General features: G+C 66.0%; 17 protein-coding genes. 7 read left to right on the top strand and 10 right to left on the bottom strand.

What is annotated here, in order from left to right; translation table 11 throughout:
• Nucleotides 1-4 precede the first annotated feature (4 nt).
• The 4 genes from PY310_RS12250 to PY310_RS12265 are packed head-to-tail and all read right to left on the bottom strand — an operon-like array spanning nucleotide 5 to nucleotide 4,148.
• The gene (locus PY310_RS12250; protein ID WP_275214664.1) at nucleotides 5-1,798 is read right to left on the bottom strand and encodes a nickel-dependent hydrogenase large subunit; all 1,794 of its coding nucleotides are present in this window, start codon (nucleotides 1,796-1,798) and stop codon (nucleotides 5-7) included.
• Nucleotides 1,799-1,825: 27 nt separating this feature from the next.
• Complete coding sequence (locus tag PY310_RS12255; RefSeq protein ID WP_275214665.1) at nucleotides 1,826-2,884, bottom strand: NADH-quinone oxidoreductase subunit B family protein; 1,059 nt, start codon at nucleotides 2,882-2,884, stop codon at nucleotides 1,826-1,828.
• Nucleotides 2,885-2,915: 31 nt separating this feature from the next.
• Nucleotides 2,916-3,815, bottom strand: coding sequence for a hydrogenase nickel incorporation protein HypB (hypB, locus tag PY310_RS12260; protein WP_275214666.1), 900 nt, complete (start codon nucleotides 3,813-3,815; stop codon nucleotides 2,916-2,918).
• A gap of 3 nt (nucleotides 3,816-3,818) precedes the next feature.
• Complete coding sequence (locus PY310_RS12265; protein ID WP_275214667.1) at nucleotides 3,819-4,148, bottom strand: hydrogenase maturation nickel metallochaperone HypA/HybF; 330 nt, start codon at nucleotides 4,146-4,148, stop codon at nucleotides 3,819-3,821.
• Between the two features lie 139 nt (nucleotides 4,149-4,287).
• Between PY310_RS12265 and PY310_RS12270 the strand changes: the two genes are divergently transcribed.
• Nucleotides 4,288-5,496 (top strand): HoxN/HupN/NixA family nickel/cobalt transporter, encoded by a 1,209-nt coding sequence (locus PY310_RS12270; RefSeq protein ID WP_275214668.1) that lies wholly within the window; start codon nucleotides 4,288-4,290, stop codon nucleotides 5,494-5,496.
• Between the two features lie 35 nt (nucleotides 5,497-5,531).
• Nucleotides 5,532-5,837 carry a hypothetical protein gene (locus PY310_RS12275; RefSeq protein WP_275214669.1) on the top strand — a complete coding sequence of 102 codons (306 nt, stop codon included), beginning with the start codon at nucleotides 5,532-5,534 and terminating at the stop codon, nucleotides 5,835-5,837.
• Nucleotides 5,838-5,867: 30 nt separating this feature from the next.
• On the opposite strand, the gene PY310_RS12280 is transcribed toward PY310_RS12275, so the two are convergent.
• The gene (locus PY310_RS12280; protein ID WP_275214670.1) at nucleotides 5,868-6,485 is read right to left on the bottom strand and encodes a DedA family protein; all 618 of its coding nucleotides are present in this window, start codon (nucleotides 6,483-6,485) and stop codon (nucleotides 5,868-5,870) included.
• Nucleotides 6,486-6,641: 156 nt separating this feature from the next.
• Here PY310_RS12280 and PY310_RS12285 point away from each other — a divergent pair, with 156 nt between their 5' ends.
• Nucleotides 6,642-7,172, top strand: coding sequence for an O-acetyl-ADP-ribose deacetylase (locus PY310_RS12285; protein ID WP_275214671.1), 531 nt, complete (start codon nucleotides 6,642-6,644; stop codon nucleotides 7,170-7,172).
• On the opposite strand, the gene PY310_RS12290 is transcribed toward PY310_RS12285, so the two are convergent.
• On the bottom strand, nucleotides 7,144-8,127 hold the full coding sequence (locus tag PY310_RS12290; RefSeq protein ID WP_275214771.1) for an RluA family pseudouridine synthase: 984 nt from the start codon (nucleotides 8,125-8,127) through the stop codon (nucleotides 7,144-7,146). The two genes, PY310_RS12285 and PY310_RS12290, sit on opposite strands and share 29 nt — an antisense overlap.
• A 105-nt stretch (nucleotides 8,128-8,232) precedes the next feature.
• Here PY310_RS12290 and PY310_RS12295 point away from each other — a divergent pair, with 105 nt between their 5' ends.
• The 3 genes from PY310_RS12295 (at nucleotide 8,233) to PY310_RS12305 (ending at nucleotide 11,407) form a co-directional block, all read left to right on the top strand.
• Nucleotides 8,233-8,943: an ArsR/SmtB family transcription factor gene (locus tag PY310_RS12295; RefSeq protein WP_275214672.1), complete on the top strand. Its 711-nt coding sequence runs from the start codon at nucleotides 8,233-8,235 to the stop codon at nucleotides 8,941-8,943.
• Entirely contained in the window at nucleotides 8,936-9,625 is a 690-nt protein-coding gene (locus PY310_RS12300; RefSeq protein ID WP_275214673.1) for an SRPBCC family protein, read from the top strand. The genes PY310_RS12295 and PY310_RS12300 overlap by 8 nt, the downstream gene beginning before the upstream one ends.
• A gap of 510 nt (nucleotides 9,626-10,135) precedes the next feature.
• Nucleotides 10,136-11,407: an aminotransferase class V-fold PLP-dependent enzyme gene (locus PY310_RS12305; protein WP_275214674.1), complete on the top strand. Its 1,272-nt coding sequence runs from the start codon at nucleotides 10,136-10,138 to the stop codon at nucleotides 11,405-11,407.
• Here PY310_RS12305 and PY310_RS12310 read toward each other — a convergent pair.
• Together PY310_RS12310 and yczR are read right to left on the bottom strand one after the other, a co-directional pair.
• Nucleotides 11,376-12,557, bottom strand: coding sequence for an NAD-dependent epimerase/dehydratase family protein (locus PY310_RS12310; RefSeq protein ID WP_275214675.1), 1,182 nt, complete (start codon nucleotides 12,555-12,557; stop codon nucleotides 11,376-11,378). The two genes, PY310_RS12305 and PY310_RS12310, sit on opposite strands and share 32 nt — an antisense overlap.
• A gap of 256 nt (nucleotides 12,558-12,813) precedes the next feature.
• Nucleotides 12,814-14,280, bottom strand: coding sequence for a MocR-like transcription factor YczR (yczR, locus tag PY310_RS12315; protein WP_275214676.1), 1,467 nt, complete (start codon nucleotides 14,278-14,280; stop codon nucleotides 12,814-12,816).
• A 61-nt stretch (nucleotides 14,281-14,341) separates the two neighbouring features.
• Between yczR and yczE the strand changes: the two genes are divergently transcribed.
• On the top strand, nucleotides 14,342-14,977 hold the full coding sequence (gene yczE, locus PY310_RS12320) for a membrane protein YczE (protein ID WP_275214677.1): 636 nt from the start codon (nucleotides 14,342-14,344) through the stop codon (nucleotides 14,975-14,977).
• Here yczE and PY310_RS12325 read toward each other — a convergent pair.
• Together PY310_RS12325 and PY310_RS12330 are read right to left on the bottom strand one after the other, a co-directional pair.
• Complete coding sequence (locus tag PY310_RS12325) at nucleotides 14,974-15,891, bottom strand: DNA-formamidopyrimidine glycosylase family protein (RefSeq protein WP_275214678.1); 918 nt, start codon at nucleotides 15,889-15,891, stop codon at nucleotides 14,974-14,976. The two genes, yczE and PY310_RS12325, sit on opposite strands and share 4 nt — an antisense overlap.
• Nucleotides 15,884-20,932, bottom strand: coding sequence for a DNA glycosylase AlkZ-like family protein (locus PY310_RS12330; RefSeq protein ID WP_275214680.1), 5,049 nt, complete (start codon nucleotides 20,930-20,932; stop codon nucleotides 15,884-15,886). Before PY310_RS12330 ends, PY310_RS12325 begins: the two co-directional genes overlap by 8 nt.
• Nucleotides 20,933-20,943 lie beyond the last annotated feature (11 nt).

The following is a 20,943-nucleotide window of genomic DNA, read 5'->3' on the forward strand; positions in this document are numbered from 1 at the left end:
GCAGTTACTCCCCGGTGAGGGTCTGGGTGGGGGAGTGCAACTGCTCCAGGGTCTGGCCGTTGCCCAGATACATGTGGACACCGCACGGCAGGCACGGATCGAAGCTCCGGACCGTGCGCATGATGTCGATGCCCTTGAAGTGCTCGCGGTCGTTCTCCTCAAAGATCGGCTGGCCCTGCACCGCGTCCTCGTAGGGGCCGGGCGTGCCGGACGAGTCTGTGGGGCTGGCGTTCCAGGGAGTGGGCGGGTACGGGTGGTAGTTGGCGATCTTGCCGTCCCGGATCACCATGTGGTGGGACAGGACACCGCGGACCGCTTCGGTGAAGCCGCAGCTGATGGCCTCGTCCGGAACCGTGAAAGTCTCCCAGGTCTTGGTCCGGCCGGCCCGGATTTCTTCCAGCGCCTTCTCCGCGAAGTGCAGGGCCGCCGCGGCCGCGTAAGCCTGGAAGTAGGTGCGGGCCCGGTTGCGTTCCAGGGTGTTGCTCCATTGTGGGATGTTCCATTCAAAGGAGACAGGACCCTTCAGCGCCGTCTTGGGGAGGTTGATCTGCACGCTGCTGCCCGTGGCCTTGAGGTAGCCGATGTCCACCAGCCCGGCCAGCGCCGTGGCCCACAGCCGTGCCAGCGGGCCGCCGCCGGTGTCCAAGGCCAGGTTGTTTTCGCCGTCGAACCAGCGCGGGGACATCACCCAGCTGTACTTCTCCTTCAGGTCCCGCTTCTGCGGCCGCGGATTGGTGTGCTGGTTCCAGGGGTGGCGGCGGTCCACGGGATTGCCCAGCGGATCGTGAGTCACAAACATTTCCTGGTCTTCCCAGTCCTCGTAGTACGAGGACCCCAGCATGATCCGCAGGCCAAGATTGATTCGGACCAGGTCCGTGGTGACGAGTTTGCCGTCCACCACCACGCCCGGGGTGACGAACATCTTCCGGCCCCACTCGGTCATGTCCTTGTACTCGAAGTTGCAGTAGTCAGGATCCTGGAGGGAACCCCAGCAGCCCAGCAGCGTCCGGCGCAGGCCCACCTGCTCGTAGCCGGGCAGTGCCTCATAGAAGAAGTCGAAAAGATCGTCATGCATGGGCACGACCTTCTTCATGAATTCCACGTATCGCATGAGCCTGGTGATGTAGTCCGTCATGAGCTGGATGGTGGCAACGGTCCCCACCCCGCCGGGGTAGAGCGTGGACGGATGCACGTGCCTGCCTTCCATGAGGCAGAACATCTCGCGGGTGGCGCGGCTGACCTGCAGGGCCTCGCGGTAGAACTCTCCGGTGAACGGATTCAGCGAGCGCATAATGTCCGCGATGGTGCGGTAGCCGTGATCGCCCTCGTGCGGAGCCCGGGTGTTCTCCGCCTTGGCCAGGACACCGGGGTTGGTTTCGGAGACCATCTTCTCGCAGTAGTCCACGCCCACGAGGTTTTCCTGGAAGATGTTGTGGTCGAACATGTACTCGGCGGCCTCGCCCAGGTTGACGATCCATTCGCCCAGGTTCGGCGGCTTCACGCCGTAGGCCATGTTCTGCGCATAGCAGGAGCAGGTGGCGTGGTTGTCGCCGCAGATCCCGCAGATGCGGCTGGTGATGAAGTGGGCGTCCCTCGGGTCCTTGCCCTTCATAAAGATGGAATAGCCCCGGAAGATCGAGGACGTGCTCTTGCACTCCACCACCTGGTTGTTCGCGAAATCGATCTTGGTGTAAATGCCCAGGCTGCCGACGATCCGGGTGATCGGGTCCCAGTTCATCTCCACCAGGTTGTTGTTCTCCGTCCCACTCCCGGACGGCATTGGAATCGTTGAGGTCATGTTCTTCACCTGTCTGGAATGGGGGATTTACCAGGTGCGCCGTGCGCCGGTCAGCAGCTCGGTTCCGGTCCGGCGCCACTTGGGCTCCTGGTTCAGCGTGTGGGTGGTGATGCCGCGGAGCGCCCTGATGGCTGCGCCGTAGGGGCGGATGGTGCTGGTTGAGAGCTTGCCGCCGGGAGGCTCGTCCATAAACGGCATGAACTTGTCCGGGAAGCCCGGCATGGTGCAGCCGATGCAGATGCCGCCGACGTTCGGGCACCCGCCGATCCCGTTCATCCAGCCGCGCTTGGGCACGTTGCACTTGACCACAGGGCCCCAGCAGCCAAGCTTTACGATGCACTTGGGGGAGCCGTACTCGGTGGCGAAGTCGCCCTGCTCGTAGTAGCCGGCCCGGTCACAGCCTTCGTGGACCGTTTGTCCGAACAGCCAGGTGGGCCGCAGCGCATCATCGAGCGGGATCATCGGGGCCTGGCCGGTGGCCTGGTACAGCAGGTAGGTCATGGTTTCCGAGAGGTTGTCCGGCTGGATGGGGCAGCCGGGAACGCAGACGATGGGGATGCCGGCCTTGGATTTCCAGTCGTAGCCCAGGTAGTCGGGGACGCCCATGGCACCGGTGGGGTTTCCCGCCATGGCGTGGATGCCGCCGTACGTTGCACACGTGCCCGCAGCGATGATTGCCGTTGCCTTGGGTGCCAGGCGGTCCAGCCACTCACTGGTGGTAATCGGCTGGCCCGTGGTCAGGTCGTTGCCGAACCCGCACCAGTAGCCCCCGGCGTCGTGCAGTTTCTCGTTCGGGATGGAACCTTCCACTACCAGGACGAACGGCTCGAGTTCGCCACGGTCTGCCTTGCGGAACCATTCCAGGAAATCGTCGGACCCTTCCTGCGGGCCGCATTCGAAGTCGATCAGGGGCCAGTGCATGGCGATGCGGGGCAGGCCGGGCAGGGCGCCGAGGGCGATTTCCTCCACGCTGGGCTGGGTGGCCGCCGTCAGGGCGACGGAATCGCCGTCGCAGCTCAGCCCTGCGTTGATCCAGAGCACGTGAATCAGGGTTTCTTCGGCCTTGAGGGAAGTCTCAGTAGGCATCGTTGCCTCTTTCCGCGGCCCGCGAGGGGGCTCAGTGTGCGTCTGTCAGGGTCTCTTCCAAGGGCCCTGCATGAGACCCCAGGCGGGTCTCTGTCCGGGAGGGACGGCCGTCCAGCCAGTCGTACCAGGCGGCAATGCCGTCGCCGGTAGTGGCCGAGAGGACCAGGAATTCTGCGTGGGCGTTCAGGTGACGGATGCGGCGGACGCATTCGTCGATGTCGAACTCGACGTAGGGAAGCAGGTCTGACTTGTTGATGATCACCAGGTCAGCTGCGATAAACATGTGCGGGTATTTCTGCGGCTTGTCATCACCTTCCGTCACTGAGACAACTACTACTTTGGCGGCTTCGCCCAGGTCGAAGAGGGCGGGGCAGACGAGGTTGCCCACGTTCTCGATGAACACGGTGGAACCCATCGCGGGATCGAGCGCGTCGAGTCCGCGGCGGAGCATGTCGGCGTCCAGGTGGCAGCCCGCTCCGGTGTTGATCTGCACAACGGGCCGGCCGGCCGCACGGATACGCTCGGCATCGAGGGACGTTTCCTGGTCCCCTTCAATGACCCCGGCCTGCAGCCTGTCTCCCAGTTCCATGAGCGTCCGCACCAGGAGCGTTGTCTTGCCGGCGCCCGGGGAGCTCATCATGTTCAGCGCCCGCACCTTTCGTCCCGCGAGCCAACCGCGGTTCCGTTCCGCGAGGAGGTCATTTTTGGCCAGCAGGTTCTGTTCCAGGGAGATGAGCTCCGGGGCGTGGGTATGGCTGTGCGCGTGCTCGTGCGTGTGGTCGGCGTCGTGCGCGTGGTCGTGTCCGTCCTCGTGCGGGTGGGAGTGCCCGTGGTCGTGCGTGTGCGGGTGATCATGTGACTCCGAACCGGGGACATCCAGGGCGTAAACCCGGGGTGTGGCGTCCTCGCCGCAGCCGCATGTTGCGCACATGGCCTATGCCACCTCCACCGACACGAGCTGGAGCTCGCGTCCGGTCACCACGTGGACGTCGGCGCTGCCGCACGGACAGAGGAGGAACTTGTCAGTCAGGGCGAAGTCGCTGCCGCAGGTGCGGCACAGGCCCAGGCCCTGGGGCTCATCGATCCGCAGCCTCGCCCCTGCCAGAGGGGTTCCCGCCGAGGCTACATCAAAACAGAAACGGAGGGCATCCGGAAGCACACCTGACAGCGGCCCGATCCGAAGATTGACGCCGGTCACCGCCCGGCTGCCTGTCTTGTCCAGAACCGCGTCTATGAGGCTTTGTACGATCGAGAGTTCATGCATCGGCTGTGCCTCCCTCCTGTCAAGATAGGCTCGTCCCGGTCAGAACGCAACCCAATTATTTGACAGCTGCACGCACATCGAGTATGGGCGTATAGTCGTGTCATTGTTCTGCAATGACGCGGAAGCCGGAGGCTGGGAAGTGAAGCAACCGGAAGCTGAAAACAGCACGCAGCCCAGGGCCCGGACGGGTGGGTCCGCCGTCGCGTTGACCAAGCGGGAACGGTCCTCGATCGCTGGAATGGCTGCTGTGGTGCTGCTGCTGCACGCGGTGGGCTGGGGTGTGCTTCTGCTTGTCGTCGCACCGGAAAACCTTCCGGCGGGCTCGTTCGGAGTGTTTGGTGTTGGCCTCGGCGTTGCTGCCTACACGTTGGGTCTGCGCCACGCGTTCGACGCCGACCACATCGCGGCCATCGACAACACCACACGGAAACTCGCGGGCGGTGAACCCGCAGGCGCCGCGCCGCTGCTGGGGAGCACTCCCCGCGCCGCGGGGCACTCCGTGGCCGGGCACAGGCCCATGACAGTGGGCTTCTGGTTCTCCCTGGGCCACTCGAGCATCGTCTTCGGCCTGTGTGCTGTGCTGGCCGCCGGAATCCGGACCGCATCGGCTGGGGGTGGCGTGGTTTCGGGCGAAACCGAGGCAGGCCTGCATACTCTCGGAACGGCTATATCGGGTGTTTTCCTGTACATTATCGGCATCCTGAACCTGGTGATCCTCTTGGAGGTCCTCCGCTCGGCACGGCGGCTGCGGTCCAACCGGCACGTGGACGCCGGACTGGAGATTCTGCCGGCCGCCGGTGGCCTGATGGCACGGCTGTTCGGCCGGGTCACGCGCCTCATCACCAGGCCGTGGCAGATGTACGGCGTGGGACTGCTGTTCGGACTGGGCTTCGACACCGCCACGGAGGTAAGCCTGCTGATCCTGGCAGCCGGAGCCGCTGCCTCGACACTGCCGTGGTATGCGATCCTCACGCTTCCGGTCCTCTTCGCGGCGGGTATGAGCCTGCTGGACTCGCTCGATGGCTGCCTCATGACCTTCGCCTACAGGTGGGCGCTTTCCAGGCCCGTCCGCCGTATCTACTTCAACCTGGTGGTGACCGGGATGTCCGTGGCTGTTGCGCTGGGCATCGGTTCCGTGCAGCTCATTTCCCTCCTGGTGGACAGTGCCGGGATCCGGTCCGGGCCGCTGGCAGTGATCGGCGGGCTCGACCTCGCAGCCGTCGGCTACACCACCGTTGCCCTGTTCATCTTCACGTGGCTGGTTGCACTGGGCGTGTGGCGTTTCGGGCACATCGAGGAGCGCTGGTCGCTGCCCGTTCCGAAGGGCGGCCCCGAACAGCGCGGCTAGCCGGACCAGGAGGCGGCCGGGATAGGGTTGACGGCATGCCTTCGTTCCAGACCCGCCTGAAGATCACCGGCCTGAAACCGGGCAACCCGCCCGAAGCGGTGATGGCCGCCGCGGTGGAGGCTCTGGAGACCCGCCATCACGTTGAGGCCAACCAGATAGAACTGGCCGGCGGTGTGCCGCAACTGAACCTGCGGTTCCTGGTGGAGGCCACCGAATACAACGGCGAGAACCGCCAGGCGCGGGAATCGGCAGCGATGATGCGCGACGCCGTCGAACGCGTTGCGCTGACCGGCTCACTGACCGTGCTGCGACGCAGCCGCGGCCGCTGGGCACCTGTGTAGCCCGCACGTCCCGGCACCAAATGGCGGCCCTCAGTCGCCGGGCGCCGGCTCATCCACGGGGGAACGGGTGCCGCGCCGGCGGGTGACAATGACACCGACGACGGCGCCGATCACCAGGCCCACCCCGACGCCGATCAGGGAGCTGGCCCAGAACGGCAGTTTGGTGGCTGAGCCCGTGAAGTAGCCGAGGCCCACCAGCCAGCAGGCCCAGAGCACCGCCCCGAGCCCGGCGCAGAGGCTGAAACCGCGGACCGAGACATCGGCAATTCCGGCTGCCGCGGAGGTTGCCAGCCGGCCGCCGGGGATGAAACGGGCGCCGATAATGGCTCCGTACGTGGATGAGCGGCCCGCCCTGGCGATGGCTTCATGGATGCCGTGGTGGACCTTCCTGCCCCAGCGCCAACGGTCGAGCACGTGGCTGAGCCGGCGCTTGAAGAGCTGGAACACCACCATGTCGCCGAGCCAGGAGGCCACCGCAGCCAGGGCCGCCACGAGGAAAACGTTGGCCCGGCCGTCCGCAGAGAGGGCACCGCCGGTGATCACCACCATCTCGGAGGGGATGGGCGGGAAGATGGCGTCGCCGAGCACCACGGGCATGATCCAGAAGTAGATCGCCGCGCCCCAGCTATCGGCATTGCCAAAGTCCATGGCCACAAAGTACCGCACTTTCGTTCGGCGGAGAGGCTGTCAGTGCACGGCCGGGTGGAATGCCGGCACCAGCCGCGACCGCGGGCGGCAGGCAGGGGGCCGCCCGGGGCCAGGATGCCCATTTATCCGGGATTCAACACGTGGGAAACTGGCCGCATGCGGATCAGCATCCTCCAGGCCGACATCACCACCCGCGAGGTCGACGCGATCGTCAACGCGGCCAATTCGTCGCTGCTGGGCGGCGGAGGGGTGGACGGCGCCATCCACCGGGCAGCCGGGCCGGAACTTGTGGCTGCCTGCCGCGAACTCCGCGAGGCGAGGCTGCCGCACGGTCTCGCCGTGGGTGCCGCCGTCGCCACTGCCGGGTTCCGGCTCCCGGCCCGCTGGGTCATCCACACTGTGGGGCCCAACCGGCGCGCGGGGCAGACAAACCGGGCGTTGCTGGTCTCCTGTTTCAGCGAAAGCCTGCGGCTGGCGGATTCGCTGCGTGCTGCTTCCATCGCGTTTCCTGCCGTGGGCGGCGGCGTGTACGGCTGGGCGGCGCGGCAGGTGGCTGAGGCAGCGCACGACGCCGTTACCGGGTTTGGTGCCTCCCATCCGGAGAGTGCACTCGAGGTGGTGGAGTTCGTCCTGTTCAGCGCCGAGATGGAGGACTCGTTCAGCGCGGTGTTTGAACAGCCTCGCTGAGTTCGAGGGTGCTGCGGTATTCCACGGGCTGCTTGCTGATGGGGTCCACGAACCGGATGCCGCGGGCAAGGAGTTGCAGCGGTTTGGTGTAGTCGTCCGGTGCCTTGTCCAACAGGTCGGGGTAAAACGCGTCGTTCACGATGCCCAGGCCCAACGACGCCATGTGGACCCGCAGCTGGTGCGTTTTGCCGGAGTGCGGCTCGAGGCGGTAGCGCGCAAGGCGCCGGATGCCATGGTTGCCGGCGCCGGCGGTGGCGGGCGTGCGCGGGGAGGTGCCGGCGTCGAACGTTTCCAGCCGCTCGATGCGGGTCTCCGCGTTCGGTTCGCCGGCGATCACTTCGGCCAGCAGGTAGCTGCGGGATTTGGTCATCCTGTTGCGTACCACCACGGGGAAGTCGATGGCCGGGTAGCCGGCCGCCGTCTCCGCCGCGGAGATGCATTCGTATTCCTTCTGCACCTGGCGCTTCTCGAACAGCACCTGGTAGCGGCCGCGGGTTTCGGGGTTCGTGGACAGCAGCAGCACGCCGGCGGTCATGCGGTCCAGGCGGTGCATGGGAATGAGGTCCGGCAGGTTCAGCTGGTTCCGCAGCCGGACCAGCGCCGATTCCTGGATGTAGGTTCCACCGGGGGTGGTGGGCAGGAAGTGCGGTTTGTCCACCACCAGGAGGTGCTCGTCCTGGTGCAGGATGCGGATGTCCACGGGGATGCGGGTCTCCGGCGGCAGCGTGCGGTAGTACCAGATGAAGGTGTGGTCATCGAGCTTCGTGGCCCGGTCGAGGGGGACGCCGCCCTCGCCCACGATCTCGCCGGCGTCGAACCTGTCCTCGATCCCCTGGGGATCGATGTGGCCCCAGCGGTGCATCATGTAGTCCATTGCGGTGTCCCACGGCCCCTCGTCCGGGAGGCGCAGGCGGGTGGCGTTGACGCCGTCGCGCACGGGGAGGGGGGATTGCATCACCGGTCCATTCTACTTTGCCTCGCGGGAGCGGGGTCCGAGCCACCACAACCGACGGATAAAAGCTTCTTGACAAGAAAACTTGTCGGTTGGCAGGATGGATGCATGTTGGATATCGAAGTGATCGAGGACCCGGCCGCGGCGGAAGCGTCGCTGGACCCGATCCGCACCCGCATCCTCCGGGAGCTGACGGAACCGGGATCGGCCACCCAGCTTGCCGCCAAGGTTGGCCTGGCACGGCAGAAAGTCAACTACCATCTGAAAGCCCTCGAGCGGCACGGCCTGGTGGAGCTGGTGGAGGAGCGGCGCAAAGGCAACGTCACCGAGCGCGTCCTCCAGGCGACGGCGGCCGCCTACCTGATCTCACCGGCGGCCCTCGCCTCGGTGGCGCCGGACCCGCACCGGTTTGCTGACCGTTTTTCGGCCTTCTGGCTCCTGGCGCTGGCCGGCCGCATGGTGCAGGAAATGGGCAAACTGATTGCCGGCGCGGCGGCGGCGCGGCAGAAGCTGGCCACCTTCGCCATCGACGGCGAGATCACCTTCCGTACAGCCGCGGACAGGGCCGCGTTTGCCGAGGAACTGGGCGTCGCGGTGACCCGGCTGGTGGACAAATATCACGACGGCGGTGCGCCGCGTGCGGGCGGGGAACGCACCCAAACCAGCGGCACCCCGGCGGGCGGCACCCCGGAAGACGCCACCCAAACCAGCGGCACCCCGGCGGGCGGCGGGCGGAAGCACCGCCTCGTCGTCGCGCTTCACCCCGCACTGAAGACCCCTACCAAAACCACCTCAGCGAAGGAGCAGGACAATGACTGACAAGCGTGAATTCGAGATCGTCTACGACACTGAGCTGCCGGGCACTCCGGAGCGCGTCTGGGAGGCTGTGACCACGGGTACGCCGGCATGGATGTTTCCCACGGACCAGTGGCCGGACGTCAAAACGGTGCAGGAATACCCTACGCACCTGGTCTCGCGGATGGATGGCCCGGACGGCTGGTTCAACCAGCTCGAGCATGTCCTTGAGCCGCTGGACGGCGGCCGCGCCAAGCTCCATTACGTGCACAGCGGCATCTTCGCGGACAACTGGGATGAGCAGTACGACGGCGCCAGCAAGCATACCGAGTTCTATCTCCATACCCTTGGGCAGTATCTGGCGCACTTCGACGGCCGGCCTGTGGTGTTCACGGACATCCAGGGGCCTGCGGCCTCGCAGACGCCGGACGGATTCGACCGGCTGAAGAAGGCCCTCGGCGTGGACTCCGCTGCGCAGGGTTCCGCAGTGGACCTGGAGGTCGACGGCGTCGGGAGGCTCTCCGGGGAAGTGGACTTCGCCAACGAGCACTTCCTGGGGCTCCGGACCGCCGACGCGATGTACCGGTTTTTCGGCCGCAACGCCTTCGGTGCCCCGGTGGGCATGACGGTGCACGATTTCAGCGGCAGCGGCGACCCGGCGGCAACCGCCGAGGCGTGGGGCAGGTTCCTGGCAAAGGTCTACTGAGGAACCGCAAAGTACTTTTCGACCCGTACATTTCCTGGCGCGCCCCATCTTTGGGGTGCGCGTATCTGGGGGGTGCCGGGTAATTTGCGCGTCGCTGGCCAATTAGCGCGTCAGGCGATGGGTGGAATGGGGGCTTTAGCGTCGAGGTCCTTCGGATCGGGTATGACAAAGGCGAAATCAGGTATGACAGTGCCGAAATTTAGAGTACTTTCTACGCATGTAGATCCCGGGTGATTCTTCTAAGGTCGTTGAACGAGATGACAGTCCGATCGGCCGGGCCCAGGCGCGAGATTTAAGAGTCAGACCCCGGCCCGTTCCCTCAGCGGCTGAACCGTCTCTGGCCTGCAAGGACACCTGCAGGCGCGGTTCACTCGCGAGGATGAGAATGGCGAACCTAGCAGCCTCAGGCAACCGGCCGAGCACCGGTTTTCTTCGATACCACCGGAATGCGCTGCCAGGAAATCCTGACTCTGCTGGCAGCGGCGCTGATGCTACCTCCAGGAGGCAGCAGTGACGCAAACTGTAGCCCATTCTGCCTCGGTGCCGGAATTCAATGCAGGCGCCGTCCGCGTCGGGATCAGCAACGGCATGAAGTCCTCATCCGAAAAGAGCTTCTTTAATTTCGCCACCGTCGCGCCCATGAGCCGGGCGGCTTATGAAGCCGCCCGCACTTTCATGGACGACTTTTATCAGTACGGGCCGCCGGAAGTGCTCTACCGTTACGACTCGCTGGCGGACAACATGGCCGCAGAAGCGGCCCGGCTCATCAATTGCGCGCCGGCGGAAATCACCTACCTGAAGAATACGACCGAGGGCATAATTATCGCGAGCGAGGCGCTTCCGCTGGGGTGCGGAGACGAGGTGCTGGTGCTGGGAAATGAATATCCGGCCAACCTGCTGCCCTGGTTACGTAAGCGTCATGACGGGGTGACGGTCAAGGTGATAACGGGCAGTGACAATGAGGCCGCGTTCCGGCGTTTGCTTGAGAGCATCAGCCCGCAGACCAGGGCCATCAGTATGTCCTCAGCCCAACGCTACGACGGATTTATGCCGAACCTGGCCCTGCTTTCCGAACGGTGCCGTGACCAGGGCATCTTCCTGGTGATCGACGCAGTGCAGCACATAGGGGCACGCGCGATCGATGTGGCCAAGACACCGGTGGACATACTCGTGTGTGGTGGCCAGAAGTATCTGCGTGCCGGTTTGGGCATTGGCTTCATGTACGTCAGCCAGAACGTCCTGCCCGCCCTGCGTGACAGCAGGGTCGGCATCCGCAGTATGGAGCACTTCGACGAGAACTCCTATGTCCTGAGAAATACGGCTGCCCGCTTCCAGGATGGAACCCAGAACATGGCGGGGTTGGCGGCGCTGAACGCATCGCTCCGTGAAATCAATGCCATTGGCATGGACGCCATCGAACAGAAGAACCTTGCGATCCTCCAAGGGATCAAAGCTATTCTGCGGGAATACAAGATCGATTTTATCGATCACGGTATGTGCCAGAGCAACATCGTGTCTTTGCGCACCGCTGATCCATCGGCTCTGGCCAATTTTTTGATGGAGCGCGGCGTCTATATCAAAGCTATCCAGGACGTGACCCGGGTTTCATTCATCCATGAGTCCAAACTGGAGGACGTCGAAGTCATGGCCCGGCATCTGCATGAATTTCTCCACGCGGGCACGAACTGCATTCGCTCAGGCAGCCTGGGAAAGCCGGAAACGGCGGGACGACGGACCGGGACGAAAAGGCCTAAGCTTTCTTCTCCGCTGCCAACCATTTGACCTCGGGCAGGATGATGGAGGGATCGATGTCGTCCTTGTAGCGGCTGGCAAACTCCAGCATGTTGGCCATTTCTTCCCGAAGCCGGGCGTCCTTGTTGCTGTCCACAGCCTTGATGGCTTCATGGACTTCAACCTGGGGATCCAACTTGCCGGTCGGTTCCTCACGGGGGTTCGTGAGGTAATTGATCTTCGTCGAGGGGCTGATATTTGCGAGCCTTTCGGCGATTTCGCTGATGCTCAAACGGTGGGTGTAATTGTGGACAACCATATGTTCACCGGGCGTCACGTCGAGGTCTGCAAACTTGAGGAAGTTTACGGCAGTATCCGTGAGGCTGATTAAGCCTGTCTTCTGGGTGCCGTCACCATAGACCGTCAGTGGGTGGCCAATGACCATCTGGCAGATGAATCGGTTGATGACCGTGCCGAAGACAGCATCGTAATTAAAACGGGCCGCAAGGCCCTCACGCTCCGTCCAATGGTTTTCGGGAATGGTCGCGCCAAAGATGGTGGCCTGCTGGACGGTAATGACTTTCAGTCCCCACATTTTGGAACAGAGGTCATCGATCAGGAAATCGGTAATTTTTGACTGATGGTAGAAGTCGGTCGCCTGCATGGGGAGGAAGCTCTGCAGGACTTTGTGCTGCTGGCCGTCCAGCTCAAAGGTAAAATCGTTCTTTCCCAGCGGGACATAGTCGGTGTCCGTAGCCATATAGCAGCCGCCGGAGCCCACCTTGATGTATTTCGTAGCGTTGCTGAGGTGGGCGATGGCCCACAGCACGTTGAGGTGGGCGGCAACATTATTCGAGAATGTGGCCGCCGCGTTCTTGGCGCTGCTCATGGAGAACGGCGCGGACGGCTGTTGGGCCGCATTAATGACGACAGCCGGCCGATACTTGGCAATGATGTGCTCAACAGCTTCGGGGTCCAGAAGTTCCACTTTTTCAAAGGACAGGTTGTGTTTTCCGAAGATCCGCTCATATTCGGCGATTCGGCGCTGGGGGCTTTCCAATGGAACCAGGACCTTGGCCCCTGCCTCTTTTTCCCAACGGCGCTTGACAAAGTTATCCACCAGGACAACCTGCCGGTCGGTGCGATGGGCCATTGCCAGACCCAGGGTCCAGCCCAAATATCCGTCGCCGCCGAGGATCATGACGGTATTGTCAACTGACTGATTCATAGTCCCATTCCAGCCCTGGTATGAATTTCTGAACTTTTGAAAATGTCCGGCAGGTTTATAATTCCTGAATCTAGAACAAGGCCCGGTAAACGTCAATGGCGCCCTCGCGGTTCGGAAGGTACGGCTAAACGCCGGTCGAACGGAATCAAACGCGATCAGCTGTGAACTCCCGGAAACGGGCCGTGTCCCGGATTGTCTGGGCCTGCGGGCGGGGCCGCCGGCGTGTGGATCAGGCGATGGCCACGTCCGGGGCGTGCTTTAGGGTCCGGCGGAGTTGCGGGGCGGCATCCAGCCTGTCCTGGGCGGCCCGCAGGGCCAGGACCGCCGTCGAGAGTTGGGCCGGCGGCAGGGTAAACGGCACCCGCATGTACTGCTCAAAGGCCCCGCCGGCGCCGAAGCGCGGCCCTGCGGCCAGACGGATGCCGAACTCGGGCGCGATGACGGTCAGCGCGGTGCTCGAGGCTGCGGGCAGCCGGCTCCACACCGCGAGGCCACCGGCCGGCCGCTCCGGCTGCCAGCCCGGCAGATGTTCGGCCAGCAGATCCAGCAGGAAGGCCCGGTTCTCGCGCAGTAAGGCCAGCCGGGCCCCGAGTGGCTGGTCGAAGGAGCGGACCAACCCCGTCGCAGCCAACTGTTCGACGGCGGCCCCGCCCAGATCCATGGTGGTCCGGGTGGCGATGAAGCGGCCAAGCAGTCCCTCCTCGGCGCGGATCCACCCGGTCCGCAGCCCGGCCCAGTGCGATTTGCTCAGTGATCCGATGGATACCACGGCGGGACTGAACGCTGCCAGCGGCGAGGTGGTCCCGCCGTCGAGGTTTAACGCCCGCAGGGTCTCATCCACCACCAGCACTGTCCCGGCCGCCGCGGCCGCGCGCGCCAGGCGGCGACGCTGGAGATCGGACATCAGCCGGCCCGTGGGATTGTGGAAGTCCGGCACCAGGTAGGCCATGGCCGGACGTTGTTCCTGAAGGGTGGCCTCCAGCAGGTCCATGTCCCAGCCGGGGCCCGCATCCGCAACCCCAACCGGCGCCGGCGGCAGCGGAACGGGAACCACCCGGGAGCCGGAGGCGCGGATGGCATCGAGTGCATTGGGGTAGGTGGGGTGGTCCACCAGGACTTTGTGGTTCCGGCCGGCTATGGTCTGCAACACAATGTTCAGCGCATGCTGCGCGCCCGAGGTGACCAGGATCTGCCCGGCGGTGGTGGGCACGCCGGCAGCCGTATACCGCTCGGCAATGGCCTCCCGGAGCGGCGGGAAACCTAGGGCGTCGTAGCCGAAGCCGGGCAACAGCGCGGGCAGATTCTTCAAGGCATCCGCAAAAGCCCGGTGCACCACCTCCCCGGTGGCCGGGAGCGAGGCGTGGGCCAGGTCCAGGATCCCGTCCGGGACAGCAACCCCCGGTGAGCTGACGGGCACGGTCCGGTGCGGGATGCCGGTCCGCCCGCGGCTGCCCTGGCCCGCGCTGAGGAACCCTTGCTCCCGCAGTCCGGCATAGGCGGCCGTCACGGTGGTGCGGCTCACGCCCAGGGCCTGGGCCAGTGCGCGCTCGCTGGGCAGCGCGGCGTCGAGCGGGATGCGGCCGTCCATGATCAAAAGACGGACGACGTCGGCAAGTTCCCGGTAGGCGGGCCCCGCGCCGGTGTTCCAGGGTCCCAGCAGCCGGACGAGTGCGGAGGCGTTCAAGGACGTCGACATCAGTCCAGTATTACAAACTGGCTATGGAAAACAAGGCCAGTTCTCCCGCAGTATGGGGTTCATGATGATCCGCAGAATCACCCAGCTCCTGATCGGCCTCGCGATGTACGGGATTTCACTGGCGATGTTCATCCGGGCCGGGCTCGGACTGGACCCCTGGGACGTGTTCCATCAGGGCCTGGCGGGGTTGAGCGGCTTCAGCATCGGAACAGTAGTGGTGGCAGTGAGCTTCCTGGTGCTGCTGCTGTGGATCCCGTTGCGCCAGAAGCCCGGCTTTGGCACGCTGGCGAACGCCGTCCTGGTAGGGGTCTTCGCCGACATCGGGCTGGCACTGATCCCCGCGTTCTCGCACCTCGGTGGCCAGATCGGCATGCTCGCCGGGGCGGTGGTGCTCAACGGCATCGCCTCCGCCTGCTACATCGGCGCGCGCCTCGGTCCCGGCGCCCGCGATGGCCTGATGACCGGCCTGGCACACCGCACCGGCTGGTCCGTACGGGTGTCCCGGACCCTGATCGAGGTGGTGGTCCTGGGGATCGGCTGGCTGCTGGGCGGATCCGTGGGCGTGGGAACCGTGCTCTATGCCCTGGCCATTGGACCGCTGGTCCAGTTGCTGCTGCCTTGGTTTATGGTCCCGGCCGCGGTAAAGGCTCCGGCCATTGAGCCCGAGGCCCTGGAACCACGCGCCGTCCGGTCCTAACCCGCCTGCGGCGGGTCCGCCAACGGCTGGCATTCCGGGCAGAAGTAGATGTCCCGTTCTTCCTCACCGTTGAGCTTGCCCAGCACGCCCCGGCGAATGGGTGTGCCGCATTTAAGGCAGGGCTGGTGTTCGCGACGGTAAACCCAGTAGCCCGGCCGGCCGGCCATTCGTCCCACCGGCATCCCGCGGGCATTGAGGATCGTCACCCGGCGGCCGGGGCCGAGGTTTGCCTCCAGCAGTTGTTTGGCGTCCGTCATGAGGGTCCGGAGGTCGCCGACGGCGGAAACCGGCGTGGCCGGGTGAACCCCCGAGAGGAAGCAGGCCTCGCAGCGGTAAATGTTGCCGATCCCCGCCAGGTTGCGCTGATCAAGGAGGGCAACGCCGATGGGGACCTCGGGCGCCGCGAGGATCCGCTGTTCTGCTTCGTCCAGGTCCCAGTCCGGGCCGAGCAGATCCGGCCCCAGATAACCCACGATTGAGTCCTCGTCCGCGGTGCGAACCACCTCGACGATCCCTAAAGAGAAGCCGACGGCGTCCGCCGCGGCAGTGCGGAGCACGCACCGTGCCGTGAATCCCGGCTTGCGCCACCGTCCGCCCGGGGGATAGACCTGCCAGGTGCCTTCCATTTTCAGATGGGAATGGATGGTGAGCCTGCGCCGTGGTCCCTGATCGTCCGGACCGTCTCCGTCCGGACCGTCTCCGTCCGGACCGTCTCCGCCCGGACCGTCTCCGCTCGGCCCCTGCACACGCATCAGGAGGTGTTTGCCGCGCGGCACCACTTCGGTCACGGTCCAGCCGGCCAGGTTCAGCGTGGCAAACCGGGGTACGCGGAAGTCCGACGCGGTGAGTGTCTGCCCGGCGAGGGCCTGGTGCAGCTGGGCGGCGGCGCGCCAGACCGAATCGCCCTCAGGCACGGATCCTCAGCCCCTTGGGCGTGGAATAGGCGCCGGCGGCAGCCAGTGCCCTGGCCACGGCGGTGTCCAGGATGTCGTGGCCGTTGACCTTCTCCATGATCAGCTTGTCCACGGCGCCCCGCGTGACCACACCCACCAGTGCGGCGCCTGCTGCTGCGAGGATGGCTTCGTCGTCGTTGAAGGCCAGCAGCGTCTTGCCGCCCCGCTCCACGTAGAGGACAAGGGCGCCGTCCACGAGCACCACCAGGGCCCCGGCTTTCCGGCCCGGCCGGTGGCCGGTACCGGCTTCCTCGTTAAGGGCGGGCCACGCCAGGGCGGCACCATACGGATTGGCCGGGTCCGTGGCGGCCAGCGCCAGCGCAACGGGCTCCGGTTTCGCCAACTGGCTGTCCTCGGAGTAGGACCGCAGCCTGTCCACGGTGGCCGGGACGGCGAACTGGGCAGCGCCGAGGTGCTCGATGAAGTACCCGCGGCGGCACCGGCCCGCCTCCTCCAGCCTGGCCAGCACTTTGTACATCAGGCCAAAACCGCCCAGGATCTGCTCCGCCATCACCGATCCGCGCGTGACCACGCCGTAACGGTCCAGCAGCAACTCCGCAGTGGCCCGTGCGTGGATGGTGGCATCCAGCTCGGGCAAAGGAAGCGCGGACCACCGTCCTGCAGCCAGCGGCGGCGTGGCCGCCGCACCGCCCACGGAGCCGTACCGGCCGCCGGAGCCCGGCACGCCCAGCCCCGCAGACCCCAGCAGGCCGGTGCCGTGGGAGCGCCCCAGCCTGCTCAGCCGGGGTGCTCGCGCCCGGGGTGCCCGTGCGACCTGCCGATGGGCGGTGTGGCCACCGGCGATGAGCGCGCGGACCGGCGCGAAAGTGTCCCCGGTGATGCGGCCAGCCCAGGCCAGGTCCCACAAAGCGCCAACCACATCCTGGTCGCTCAGGACGGCGTCCATGCCGCCTGCAACGTCCGTGAGCTGGCGGAAGAAATAGCCACCGCCGTTGTTCCGAAGATGGTCGAGCAGCCGCTGCTGGGCATCCCCCGGCTCGTACTCGATGGCGGGGTTCAGCGTCAGGTCGGCGGAATCGGCCAGGTGCATGCTCACCCAGCCGTCATTGCCGGGGAGCGAGCCGGCGCCGGACCAGAGGACCTCGCCGGCGGCCATGAGTTCGTCCAGCATGGCGGGCTGGTAGTTGGAAACCCGGCTGGCCAGCACCAACGGCTCCCATGCCGAAGCGGGAATGGGCACGCCGGACAGCTGGTCGATGGCGGTGACAATCCCGTCCAGTCCCCGCAAGGACGGCTGCCCGCGCCCGGAACCCGGGGTTCGGACGTGCTGCCAGGCGGGAAGGAAACGCCCGTAGGCCGCGGCATCCACCGGTTCCACTTCGGCGCGCAGTGCTGCCAGCGAACGACGCCGGAGCTTCCGGAGCACATCGGCATCACACCACTCGCTGCCGGTAGCGGCCGTCTGGTGTTCCGGATGCTGCTCCTGCGGGAGCGGCTTGGACTGCCCTTCGGATTCCAGCGCAGGAGTGTCCGGCGGTGTCACGTGTGGCCGGAACTCGCCCTCCACGACGCGGCCGTCGGCGGCGAGCCGCTTCAGCGCGGTGGCAACGACGGCGACGCCGAGGCCCAGCCGGGCAGCGGCTTCCATCGCCGTGAACGGCCCGTGCGTGCGGGCATAGCGGGAGACCAGATCGCCGAGCGGGTCAGCGACGGGTTCGATAAAAGCCAGCGGCACACCCATGGGCAGCGGCACACCGATCGCATCCCGGAGCCGGGCTGCATCTTCCACCGCGGCAAACCGCTCATAGCCGCCGACGTTGACTTTGATGGCGCGGTTGGCCCGTTGCAGTACGGCGAGGTGCTCGGCAGCGAGGCCGGTGCCGGCATGGGGGATTTCAACCGCAGCGGTTTCCGGCGGGGTTTTGGCCGGCTCTGGCGGCGGGCCCGCTTCAGCCACCCCGGTGGTGGCCGGTCCAACTCCAGGGTCCAGCCGGGCGGCGACTTCCTCAGGAGACAGCGGGCCCAGCAGCCGCAGCAGGTCCGCCACACCTTCCATGCCGCGGGCCCGGCGGTCCGGCGCAAGCCGCTGGAGTTCGAGTTCGGTGGCGTCGATGACTTTCGCGTCGAGCAGCTCACGCAGTTCCACCCGCCCGAGCAGTTCATTCAGGAGGGTCGAGTCCAGTGCCAGGGCTGCCGCGCGGCGTTCGGCCAGCGGCGAATCACCCTCGTACAGGAACTGGGCCACGTACCCGAACAGCAGGGACTTCGCGAACGGCGACGGCTGCTGGGTGGTGGTCTCGACGATCCTCAGTTCGCGGCGCTCCACCGAGGCGGCGATGTCCTTCAGCGCCGGGAGGTCGTATACGTCCTGAAGACACTCGCGGACAGTTTCCAGCACGATGGGGAACGTGGGGTATTTCCGCGCGACGTCGAGCAGCTGCGCGGAGCGCTGCCGCTGCTGCCACAACGGCTGGCGCTTGCCCGGTGTCTGGCGGGGCAACAACAGGGCACGCGCCGCGCACTCCCGGAATCTAGAGGCAAACAGGGCGCTGCCACCTACTTCCGCGGTGACAATCTGCTCAAGTTCCTCGGGATCGAAGAGGAACAGCTCCGCCCCGGGCGGTTCGTCCTCCATCATGGGAACGCGCAGCACGATGCCGTCATCCGCGGCCATCGCGGAGCCGTCCAGGCCGTACCGCTGGTGGAGCCGCTGCCCGACGGCGAGCGCCCACGGCGCGTGCACGGGCATGCCGAACGGGCTGTGGAGAATGACCCGCCAGTCACCCAGTTCGTCGTGGAACCGTTCCACCACGAGCGTGGTGTCGCTGGGGACCACCTCGGTGGCCAGCTTCTGCTCACTCAAGTATTGGATGAGGTTGTTTGCGGCGAACGTATCCAGCCCGCTGGCCGTACAGCGTTCGGTGGCAGGGCCGACGTCGGACGCGGAGAGCTCGCGGACGAACGCGCCCAGGGCGCGGCCCAGGTCCACCGGCCTGCCCAGCGAGTCGCCCTTCCAGAACGGGAGCTTGCCCGGCTGCCCGAACGCGGGGGAGACCAGGACGCGGTCGTGGGTGATGTCCTCGATCTTCCAGCTCGTGGCACCGAGGGCAAAAATGTCACCCACCCGGGACTCGTAGACCATCTCTTCGTCCAGTTCGCCCACGCGGCGCCCGCCCTTGGCCGGCGAGGGAGTGGACGCCTTGCCGTCACGGGAGGGAGAGGCCGAGCCTTCAACCTCGGTGCCGATGATGTAGACGCCGAACAGCCCCCGGTCCGGGATGGTCCCGCCCGAGGTCACGGCCAGACGCTGGGCGCCCGGCCGGCCTTCGATGGTGCCCGCGTTGCGGTCCCAGATGATCCGCGGCCGCAGTTCCGCGAATTCATCGGAGGGGTAGCGGCCGGCCAACAGATCAAGAGTTGCCTCGAACGCAGAACGGGGAAGGGACGCGAAGGGAGCTGACCGCCGGACCGTGGCGAACCATTCCTCCACGTCAATGCTGCCCAGGGCGGTGGCGGCCACGGTCTGCTGCGCCAGGATATCCAGGGGGTTTGCGGGGACAAACAGCCGCTCGATCTTTCCCTCGAGCATCCGCTCCACGGTGATGGCGGTGTGGACCAGGTCCGCGCGGTGTTTGGGAAAGAGCACACCCTGGGAGATCTCGCCCACCTGGTGGCCGGCCCGGCCCACGCGCTGCAGCCCGCTGGCCACCGACGGCGGGGACTCCACCTGCACCACCAGGTCCACGGCGCCCATGTCGATGCCCAGCTCCAGGGAGGAAGTGGCCACAACGCAGCGTAGGCGGCCCGACTTCAGGTCGTCCTCGATGATGGCCCGCTGATCCTTCGAAACTGACCCGTGGTGTGCGCGGGCCAGCAGGGGATCCGCCCCTGCAGTGCTGCCGGCCTGCGCCATCATGTGGGCCGGCGTGGCGGTGGACGCGGGGACAGCCGGCAGGCCGGGCCCGGCCTCACCGGCGCCCGCCGAATCCCACCCGCCGCCGGCCGTCACGAGCTGGCGTTCGGCATAGATCTCGTTGAGCCTGGCAGTAAGCCGCTCCGCAAGGCGGCGGGAATTGGCAAACACGATGGTGGACTGGTTGGCCAGTACCAGGTCAACGATTTTTTCCTCAACATGCGGCCAGATCGAGGCCTGCGGCTGCAGCCCCGAAGCCGGCCCGGAATCGAAGGCACCGGCCGCGCCCTGAAGGTCTGACATGTCCTCCACAGGCACGGACACTGTCAGGTCCCAGGTCTTTCGCGACGGCGGCGCTACGATTTCCACCGGCGCGGAGCCGGCCAGGAACTGGGCCACGAGCTCCCGCGGTTCCACTGTTGCGGACAGGCCAATCCGCTGGGCGGGTTTGGGCAGCAGGGCGTCGAGCCGTTCCAGGGACACCGCCAGGTGGGCTCCCCGCTTGGTGCCCGCCACGGCGTGAACCTCGTCGACGATGATGGTGTCCACCTCGGTGAGGGTCTCCCTTGCCTTGGACGTAAGCATCAGGAACAGCGATTCCGGCGTGGTGATGAGGATGTCCGGCGGGTTGCTGAGTAGCGAGCGGCGGTCAGCGGTGGTGGTGTCGCCGGACCTGACCCCCACGGTGATGAGCGGGGCAGGCAGCGCAAGCCGCTTGGCCGTCTGGGTGATCCCGATCAGCGGCGCGCGCAGGTTCCGCTCCACGTCCACGCCGAGGGCCTTCAAGGGTGAGATGTACAGGACCCGGGTCTTGCGCTTTGGTGCCCGCTGCCGCTTCCCTTTGCCCTGCACGCCTTCGAGCCCCGGCAGCTCAACGGCGGGGGCGGGAGCCGAAACGAGCAGCCGGTCCAAGGCCCAGAGGAACGCCGCGAGGGTCTTCCCCGAACCGGTGGGCGCCACCACCAGGGCATGGGAGCCGGACGAGATGGCGTTCCAGGCTCCGTCCTGGGCAGGCGTTGGCTCAGAAAAAGCGCCCAGGAACCAATCCCGGGTGGGCCTGCTGAACCGGCCCATGGAGGTGCCGGCACGGGCGTCCGGGCCCGCTGCCGGCGGCTGCTGATCCTGCATTCCTCCATCAT

The sequence above is a fragment of the Pseudarthrobacter naphthalenicus genome, from assembly GCF_029076445.1.
GTDB lineage: Bacteria > Actinomycetota > Actinomycetes > Actinomycetales > Micrococcaceae > Arthrobacter > Arthrobacter naphthalenicus.

What these genes read in the sequence shown, in the direction of transcription:
- PY310_RS12255 (WP_275214665.1), bottom strand. Translation starts at nt 2,884, where the DNA reads ATGCCTACTGAGACTTCCCTCAAGGCCGAAGAAACCCTGATTCACGTG.
- PY310_RS12310 (WP_275214675.1), bottom strand. Translation starts at nt 12,557, where the DNA reads ATGATCCTCGGCGGCGACGGATATTTGGGCTGGACCCTGGGTCTGGCA.
- PY310_RS12290 (WP_275214771.1), bottom strand. Translation starts at nt 8,127, where the DNA reads ATGCAATCCCCCCTCCCCGTGCGCGACGGCGTCAACGCCACCCGCCTG.
- yczE (WP_275214677.1), top strand. Translation starts at nt 14,342, where the DNA reads ATGATGATCCGCAGAATCACCCAGCTCCTGATCGGCCTCGCGATGTAC.
- PY310_RS12275 (WP_275214669.1), top strand. Translation starts at nt 5,532, where the DNA reads ATGCCTTCGTTCCAGACCCGCCTGAAGATCACCGGCCTGAAACCGGGC.
- hypB (WP_275214666.1), bottom strand. Translation starts at nt 3,815, where the DNA reads ATGTGCGCAACATGCGGCTGCGGCGAGGACGCCACACCCCGGGTTTAC.
- PY310_RS12295 (WP_275214672.1), top strand. Translation starts at nt 8,233, where the DNA reads ATGTTGGATATCGAAGTGATCGAGGACCCGGCCGCGGCGGAAGCGTCG.
- PY310_RS12280 (WP_275214670.1), bottom strand. Translation starts at nt 6,485, where the DNA reads ATGGACTTTGGCAATGCCGATAGCTGGGGCGCGGCGATCTACTTCTGG.
- PY310_RS12285 (WP_275214671.1), top strand. Translation starts at nt 6,642, where the DNA reads ATGCGGATCAGCATCCTCCAGGCCGACATCACCACCCGCGAGGTCGAC.
- PY310_RS12250 (WP_275214664.1), bottom strand. Translation starts at nt 1,798, where the DNA reads ATGACCTCAACGATTCCAATGCCGTCCGGGAGTGGGACGGAGAACAAC.
- PY310_RS12300 (WP_275214673.1), top strand. Translation starts at nt 8,936, where the DNA reads ATGACTGACAAGCGTGAATTCGAGATCGTCTACGACACTGAGCTGCCG.
- yczR (WP_275214676.1), bottom strand. Translation starts at nt 14,280, where the DNA reads ATGTCGACGTCCTTGAACGCCTCCGCACTCGTCCGGCTGCTGGGACCC.
- PY310_RS12265 (WP_275214667.1), bottom strand. Translation starts at nt 4,148, where the DNA reads ATGCATGAACTCTCGATCGTACAAAGCCTCATAGACGCGGTTCTGGAC.
- PY310_RS12330 (WP_275214680.1), bottom strand. Translation starts at nt 20,932, where the DNA reads ATGCAGGATCAGCAGCCGCCGGCAGCGGGCCCGGACGCCCGTGCCGGC.